General features: G+C 71.4%; 8 protein-coding genes. All 8 read left to right on the forward strand.

Features of this window, described 5'->3' with window-relative positions; genetic code table 11:
* The first annotated feature begins 33 nt into the window (after positions 1-33).
* Positions 34-816 (forward strand): CoA transferase subunit A, encoded by a 783-nt coding sequence (locus tag ACFWP7_RS30745; protein ID WP_384387900.1) that lies wholly within the window; start codon positions 34-36, stop codon positions 814-816.
* A complete protein-coding gene (locus ACFWP7_RS30750; RefSeq protein WP_384387901.1) occupies positions 816-1,463 on the forward strand; it encodes a CoA transferase subunit B in 648 nt (215 codons plus the stop codon). The genes ACFWP7_RS30745 and ACFWP7_RS30750 overlap by 1 nt, the downstream gene beginning before the upstream one ends.
* Positions 1,464-1,465: 2 nt before the next feature.
* Complete coding sequence (locus ACFWP7_RS30755) at positions 1,466-2,668, forward strand: thiolase family protein (protein WP_384387925.1); 1,203 nt, start codon at positions 1,466-1,468, stop codon at positions 2,666-2,668.
* 10 nt (positions 2,669-2,678) lie between these two features.
* On the forward strand, positions 2,679-3,449 hold the full coding sequence (gene pcaH / locus ACFWP7_RS30760) for a protocatechuate 3,4-dioxygenase subunit beta (protein WP_384387904.1): 771 nt from the start codon (positions 2,679-2,681) through the stop codon (positions 3,447-3,449).
* A 2-nt stretch (positions 3,450-3,451) separates the two neighbouring features.
* On the forward strand, positions 3,452-4,015 hold the full coding sequence (gene pcaG, locus ACFWP7_RS30765) for a protocatechuate 3,4-dioxygenase subunit alpha (protein WP_384387927.1): 564 nt from the start codon (positions 3,452-3,454) through the stop codon (positions 4,013-4,015).
* The gene (gene pcaB, locus ACFWP7_RS30770; RefSeq protein ID WP_384387907.1) at positions 4,012-5,340 is read left to right on the forward strand and encodes a 3-carboxy-cis,cis-muconate cycloisomerase; all 1,329 of its coding nucleotides are present in this window, start codon (positions 4,012-4,014) and stop codon (positions 5,338-5,340) included. Before pcaG ends, pcaB begins: the two co-directional genes overlap by 4 nt.
* Positions 5,337-6,476 carry a 3-oxoadipate enol-lactonase gene (pcaD, locus tag ACFWP7_RS30775; protein ID WP_384387910.1) on the forward strand — a complete coding sequence of 380 codons (1,140 nt, stop codon included), beginning with the start codon at positions 5,337-5,339 and terminating at the stop codon, positions 6,474-6,476. Before pcaB ends, pcaD begins: the two co-directional genes overlap by 4 nt.
* A 135-nt stretch (positions 6,477-6,611) precedes the next feature.
* A partial coding sequence (locus ACFWP7_RS30780) for an SDR family NAD(P)-dependent oxidoreductase (RefSeq protein ID WP_384387913.1) occupies positions 6,612-7,378 on the forward strand: 767 nt, incomplete at its 3' end.

Here is a 7,378-nt window from a genome sequence, read left to right on the forward strand (position 1 = left end):
GAGATGACGCTCGGGAGAGATGGGGCTTCTCGGATGGACAAGGTGGTCGCCACAGCCGCGGAGGCGGTGGCCGATGTGCCGGACGGCGCGACGCTCGCGGTCGGCGGTTTCGGCCTCAGCGGCGTACCGAACGTGCTGATCCAGGCCCTCTACGAGCGCGGCGTCAGCGGGCTCGGCGTGGTCTCGAACAACTGCGGGGCGATGGAGTCCGGCCTCGCGGTTCTGCTCGCGGCCGGGCGGATCGCCCGCGTCACCGGCTCGTACATCGGCGCGAACAAGGAGTTCGCTCGCCAGTACCTCGCCGGTGAGCTGGAGGTCGAGATGATCCCGCAGGGCACCCTCGCCGAGCGGCTGCGCGCGGGCGGCGCCGGCATCCCCGCGTTCTACACCCCCGCCGGAGTCGGCACCCAGGTCGCCGACGGCGGACTGCCCTGGCGCTACGACGGCCAGGGCGGCGTGGCCCTCTCCTCGCCGCCCAAGGAGGTGCGCGAGTTCGACGGCACCGAGTACGTACTGGAGCGAGGCATCCGTACCGACTTCGCGCTCGTACGGGCCGCCAAGGGCGACCGGCACGGGAACCTGGTCTTCAACAAGTCCACCCGCAACTTCAACCCCCTCTCCGCCATGGCCGGCCGCATCACGATCGCCGAGGTGGAGGAGCTCGTGGAGCCGGGCGGGATCGACCCGGACGCGGTGCACCTGCCGGGCATCTTCGTGCAACGGGTCATCGCCCTCACGCCCGAGCAGGCACAGGCCAAGATGATCGAGCAGCGGACGGTCTCGGCACCCACGGCGGACGGAACGGTGAGCAGCTGATGGCCTGGACCCGCGAACAGATGGCCGCCCGCGCCGCGCGCGAGCTTCAGGACGGCCAGTACGTCAACCTCGGCATCGGCCTGCCGACGCTGATCCCCAACTACCTCCCGCCGGGTGTGGAGGTCGTCCTGGAGTCGGAGAACGGCATCCTGGGCACCGGCCCCTACCCCACCGAGGACCAGGTCGACCCGGATCTGATCAACGCCGGCAAGGAGACCGTCACGGTCCTGCCCGGCGCCTCGTACTTCGACTCCTCACTCTCTTTCGGGATGATCCGCGGTGGGCACATCGATGTCGCCGTGCTCGGCGCCATGCAGGTGTCCGCGAGCGGCGACCTCGCCAACTGGGCGATCCCCGGCAAGATGATCACCGGCATCGGCGGGGCGATGGACCTCGTGCACGGCGCCCGCACGGTCATCGTCGTCATGACGCACACCGCCAAGGACGGCTCCCCGAAGATCCTGGAGGAGTGCGCGCTGCCGCTCACCGGCAGAGCATGTGTGAACCGGATCATCACCGATCTCGGTGTCCTCGACGTCACGGCGCAGGGTCTTGTGCTGTTCGAGACCGCGCCCGGCGTGGCGGCGGAGGAGATCGTGGCGAAGACCGCGGCGAAGGTTCACATTCCCGAGGAGATCCAGTCATGAGTCTGCGCGACGTCTACATCGTCGATGCCGTACGGACCCCGATCGGCAAGTACGGCGGTGCGCTGGCCGGCGTCCGCCCGGACGACCTGGCCGCCCACGCCATCCGTGAACTCCTCGCCCGTACACCGGACCTGGACCCTGCCCGGATCGAGGACGTCTACCTCGGCAACGCCAACGGCGCCGGCGAGGAGAACCGCAACGTCGGCCGCATGGCCGCACTGCTTGCGGGCCTGCCCACCTCCGTGCCCGGTGTGACGGTCAACCGGCTCTGTGCCTCCGGGCTCGAAGCCGTCATCCAGGCCGCGCGGGCCATCGCGGTCGGCGACGCCTCCATCGCCCTGGCCGGCGGCGTCGAGTCGATGACCCGCGCCCCCTACGTCCTGCCGAAAAGCGACAAGCCCTTCCCCGCCGGGCACGCCGAACTCTACTCCACCACGCTCGGCTGGCGCATGGTCAACCCGAGGATGGACCCGCAGTGGACGATCCCGCTCGGCGAGTCGGCCGAACTCATCGCCGACAAGCACAAGATCACGCGTGAGCAGCAGGACGAGTTCGCGCTCACCAGCCACCGGAAGGCGGCGCGGGCCCAGGCGGACGGCCTGTTCGACGCCGAGATCGCTCCCGTGTCCGTCCCCCGGCGCAAGGGCGAGCCGGTCGTGTTCGCCGCCGACGAATCCGTCCGCGCCTCCGCGTCCCTCGACGCCATGGCCAAGCTCAAGCCGTCCTTCCGCACCGAGAACGGCACGGTGACGGCCGGCAACGCCTCCCCACTCAACGACGGGGCCGCGGCCCTGCTCCTCGTCGACGAGGAAGGCCTGAAGGCCACCGGCCGCGAGCCACTCGCCCGCGTCTCGGCGACCGGTGTCTCCGCGATCGAACCGCAGTACTTCGGACTGGCGCCCGTCGAAGCCGTCAAGCGTGCGCTCGCCAAGGCGGGCAAGGGATTTGACGACCTGTCAACCCTGGAGCTGAACGAGGCCTTCGCCGCGCAGGTGCTCGGCTGTGTGGCCGAGTGGCCCGAGTTCGACCCGGCGATCCTCAACCCGCGGGGCGGTGCCATCGCCCTCGGCCACCCCCTCGGCGCCTCCGGAGCCCGCCTCGCCGGCACGGTCGCCCACCAGCTCAAGGCCGCCGGTTCCGGTACCGGCGTCGCCACCCTCTGCATCGGCGTGGGCCAGGGCCTCGCCCTCGTCCTCGAACGATAGGAAACCGGCCATGGCTCTCACCCAGTCGGACATCGACGTCGAGATCAAGGACCGCCAGGACGCCTACGACAAGGCGGTCGCCGGCGGCGCCCCGGTCCTGCACCACGCGCAACGCGACTACGCCCCGTACCGCAGCTCCGTGCTGCGCCACCCCGAGCAGCCGCTGGTCGCCGTGAGCTGCGGCGACCCGGAGACGGTCGAGCTGTCGGGTCCGGTCTTCGGCGTCACCGACATCACCGACATCGACAACGACCTCACCCGCCACCACCGGGGCGAGCCGATCGGCGAGCGCATGACCGTCTCGGGCCGGCTGCTCGACCGCACCGGCCATCCCGTACGCGGCCAGCTCGTCGAGGTCTGGCAGGCCAACGCCGCCGGCCGCTACGCCCATCTGCGCGAGCAGCATCCGGCGCCGCTGGACCCCAACTTCACCGGTGTGGGGCGGACCCTGACGGACGATCAGGGCCGGTACTCGTTCACCACGATCAAGCCGGGCCCCTACCCCTGGGGCAACCACACCAACGCCTGGCGACCCGCCCACATCCACTTCTCGGTCTTCGGCACGGCGTTCACCCAGCGGCTGGTGACGCAGATGTACTTCCCGAGCGACCCGCTGTTCCCGTACGACCCGATCCTGAACTCCGTGACGGACGCGGCGGCCCGCGACCGCCTGATCGCCACTTACCACCACGATCTCTCCCAGCCCGAGTTCTCCATGGGCTACGAGTGGGACATCGTCCTCGACGGTCCCTCCGCCACCTGGATCGAGGAAGGCCGATGAGCATGACCGAGCGGTTGCTCCCCACCCCGTCCCACACCATCGGCCCCTTCTACGGGTACGCGCTCCCCTTTCCCGGCGGCGGGCAGGTCGCGCCCCAAAGCCACCCGGACGCGATCACCCTGCACGGGTACGTGCTCGACGGCGCGGGCGAGCCGATCCCCGACGCCATGCTCGACTTCTGGCAGGCAGCGCCCGACGGGTCCCTGAAGGGCGCCCCCGGTTCGATGCGCCGCGACCCGTCCACGGGCGGCTTCCTCGGCCGTACCGGCATCGACTTCACCGGCTTCGGGCGGGTCCCCACCGACACCGACGGGCACTACGCCCTCTCCACGCTGGTGCCGGGCAACGCCGGGCAGCCGTACATCAGCGTGTGCGTGTTCGCGCGCGGCCTGACCAACCACCTCTACACCCGCGCGTACCTCGCCGACGGCGCCGACCCGCTGCTAGACGCGCTCCCGGCCGAACGGCGCGCCACGCTGATAGCGGCCGAGGGTACGAACCGGACGTACCGTTTCGACATCCGCCTTCAAGGCGAAGGCGAAACGGTCTTCCTGGAGTTCCAGTGACATTCGGTGATTCCGAAGCCCTGCTCGCCCCCGGGTGGGCGGGCTCCCGGGCGTCCGCCGCGACGAGCGACACCGCGTATCTGCGAGCGCTGCTCGACGCGGAGACGGCGCTGACCCGCACCCAGGCGTCCCTGGGACTGGCTCCGGCCGAGGCGGCCACCGCCGTGGATGCCGCGGCCGAGCTGTCCCGCTTCGACGCATCGTCGATCGCGCTACGCGCCCGTGACGGCGGGAATCCGGTGATCCCGCTGGTCGCGGATCTGACGCAGGCGGTCGGCGGGGAGTACGGGGCCTACGTCCACCGGGGTGCGACGAGCCAGGACATCATGGACTCGGCCACCATGCTGATCGCCGCACGTACGCTGGATCTGGTCCTGGGTGATCTGGACCGGACGGAACGGGCCCTGGCCCGGCTCGCGGCGGAGCACCGGGACACGGTGATGCCGGGCCGGACGCTGACGCAGCACGCGGTGCCGACAACCTTCGGGCTGAAGGCGGCGGGATGGCGGTCGCTGGTCCTCGATGCCAGAGACAGGGTTTCGGCCGTACGGGGCTCGCTGCCCGCTCAACTGGGCGGCGCGGCGGGGACATTGGCGGCGTTCACCGCGTTCGGCGCGGCGGACACCCAGGTACTGACCGCGGCGTACGCGCGTGAACTCGGCCTCGCCGAGCCCGTGTTGCCCTGGCACACCCTGCGTACGCCGATCGCCGACCTGGCCGGAGCGCTGGCCTTCACGGCGGGGGCGCTCGGCAAGACCGCGGTCGACGTGCTCACCCTCGGGCGTACCGAGATCGCGGAGGTCTCCGAAGGCAGCGGCGGCGGTTCGTCGGCGATGCCGCACAAGGCCAACCCCGTACGGGCCACCCTCGTCGCGGCCGCCGCCCGGCGCGCACCGCAGCTCGCGGCCACGCTGTACGGGGCGATGGCGGCCGAGGACGAACGCCCGGCCGGGGCCTGGCACGCCGAATGGGAACCCTTGCGGGACCTGCTCCGGCTCGTCGGCGGAGCGGCGCGCGATACCGCGGAACTGGCCGAGGGGCTCCGGGTACACGCCGAGGTGATGCGCGAACACCTCGACCTCACCCACGGGTTGATCGTCTCCGAACGGCTGGCCGTCTCGCTCGCTCCCGCGCTCGGGCGGGCCCGCGCCAAGGAGTTGCTGACGGCGACCGCGAAACGGGCGGTCGCCGAGAACCGGCCTCTGCTCGATCTGCTCGGTGAGGAGCCGGAACTCAAGGATCTCGACCTCGTGGACCTCACCGATCCCGCCCGTTACACGGGCTCCGCCGGATCCCTCACCGACCGTGCCCTGGAGCGACGTTGACGACCCTTTCTCACGGCAAACTGCCGCACCACCGCGCCGAAGGGCCGGTCACCGCTCCCCCGCTGCTGCTCGGGCCCTCGCTCGGCACATCGAGCGCGCTGTGGGACAAGGTCGCGCCCGAGCTGTCCGTGACGCACCGGGTGATCCGCTGGGACCTGCCGGGCCACGGCGGCTCCCCGGCCGACCTGATCGGGCCCGGCGCGACCATCGCCGACCTGGCCGCACTGGTGCTGACCCTCGCCGACTCGCTCGGCATCGACCGGTTCGCCTACGCGGGCGTCTCGTTGGGCGGCGCGGTGGGTCTGCACCTGGCCGTGCACCACCCGGAGCGGGTGACGTCCCTGGCCCTGGTCTGTTCCTCGGCCCACTTCAACGGCTCCAAGCCGTGGGAGGAGCGTGCGGAGACCGTGCGCCGCGAGGGCCTTGCCGCGCTCGCCGACGCCGCGAACTCCCGTTGGTTCACGCCCGGTTTCACCGTACCGGAGCTGGTCGAGGACCTCCGGACCGCCGACCCTGGAGCGTACGCCGCCTGTTGCGACGCACTCGCGGCGTTCGACCTCCGCGACCGGCTCTCCTCCATCAGCATGCCGACCCTGCTGATCGCCGGTCGCGAGGATCCGGCGACGCCGCCCGCGCATCTGCGGGAGATCGCGGACGCGGTGCCCGGCGCCACGCTCACCGAGATCCCGGGCGCCTCGCATCTGGCCCCTGCCGAGCGCCCGGAGGCCGTACTCGCCGCGCTGCGCGGACACTTCGACGGGTACGCGCCGCGCGGCATGGAGGTACGCCGCCAGGTACTCGGCGACACCCATGTGGACCGCGCGCAGGCCCGCCAGACCCCCTTCACCGCCCGCTTCCTGGACTTCATCTCCCGCTACGCCTGGGGCGAGATCTGGACGGATCCGACGCTGACCCGCCGTGAGCGCAGCATGATCACGCTCACCTCCCTTGTGGCCCACGGCCACTACGACGAGCTCGCGATGCACGTCCGCGCGGCCCGGCGCAACGGGCTCACCCCCGAGGAGATCGGCGCGGTCCTGCTCCAGACCGCCGTGTACTGCGGTGTCCCGGCGGCCAATTCGGCGTTCGCGGTGGCCCAACGGGTGCTGGCGGAGGAGGACGAGGCGGAGGCCTGAGCCGGAGAAGCCGATGGCTCGTGGCTGATGGCTGATCCGGCACGGTAACCCTGCCGAGCGTAGTGACAACAGCACCAGGTAGCCGAGCTCGCCCGTGTCTACGCTGGACGGAGATCCCCTGTGAACGGAGCCCCTGTGCCCACTGTCCTGATCACCGGCGCCACCTCCGGCCTCGGTCGGTACGTCGCCTTCGAGCTGGTCCGCTCCGGATACGTCGTCCTCGCGCACGGACGCGACCGCTCACGTACGCAGCAGCTTGTCGCGGAGCTCGGGGCGGAGGGCGGTGAGGCGCACGGGTTCGTCGCCGACCTGGCCTCGCTGGACGAGGTACGGCGGCTCGGCGCCGAGGTCGCCGCCGCGCATCCCCGTCTCGACATCCTGGTCAACAACGCCGGTGTGGGCTTCGGCTCACCCGGTTCGGGCCGCGAGGTGAGCCGCGACGGGCATGAACTGCGGCTCGCCGTCAATTACTTGGCCCCCGTCGCGCTCACCCGCGCGCTGCTTCCCGTGCTCCGTGCGAGCGCCCCGTCCCGGATCGTCAACGTCGGCTCGGCCGGTCAGGAGCCCCTGGACTTCGACGACCCCGAGCTCACCCGGGGCTACAGCGGCCGATCGGCGTACTGGCGCAGCAAGTTCGCCCTCGCGGCGCACACCTTCGCGCAGGCCGAGGAACTCGCGGGCACCGGCGTCTCGGTGAACGTGCTGCACCCCGCGACCTACATGGACACGGCGATGGTCCGCGAGGGCGGCGTCGAGCCGTGGTCCAGCGTCGCCGACGGAGCCGCCGCTGTACTCGCCCTGGCGACAACGGAGTTGGGCACCGGCGGATACTTCGACGGCACAAGTCCCTCGCGGGCGCACACGGAGGCGTACGACCGCGAGGTCTGGAAGCGGCTGGCGGC

It is taken from the genome of Streptomyces sp. NPDC058470, from assembly GCF_042721055.1.
Lineage (GTDB): Bacteria > Actinomycetota > Actinomycetes > Streptomycetales > Streptomycetaceae > Streptomyces.

Bases quoted from the DNA above. Each gene is read 5' to 3' on its own strand.
- ACFWP7_RS30745 (WP_384387900.1), top strand. From the start codon at position 34: ATGGACAAGGTGGTCGCCACAGCCGCGGAGGCGGTGGCCGATGTGCCG.
- ACFWP7_RS30750 (WP_384387901.1), top strand. From the start codon at position 816: ATGGCCTGGACCCGCGAACAGATGGCCGCCCGCGCCGCGCGCGAGCTT.
- pcaH (WP_384387904.1), top strand. From the start codon at position 2,679: ATGGCTCTCACCCAGTCGGACATCGACGTCGAGATCAAGGACCGCCAG.
- pcaG (WP_384387927.1), top strand. From the start codon at position 3,452: ATGACCGAGCGGTTGCTCCCCACCCCGTCCCACACCATCGGCCCCTTC.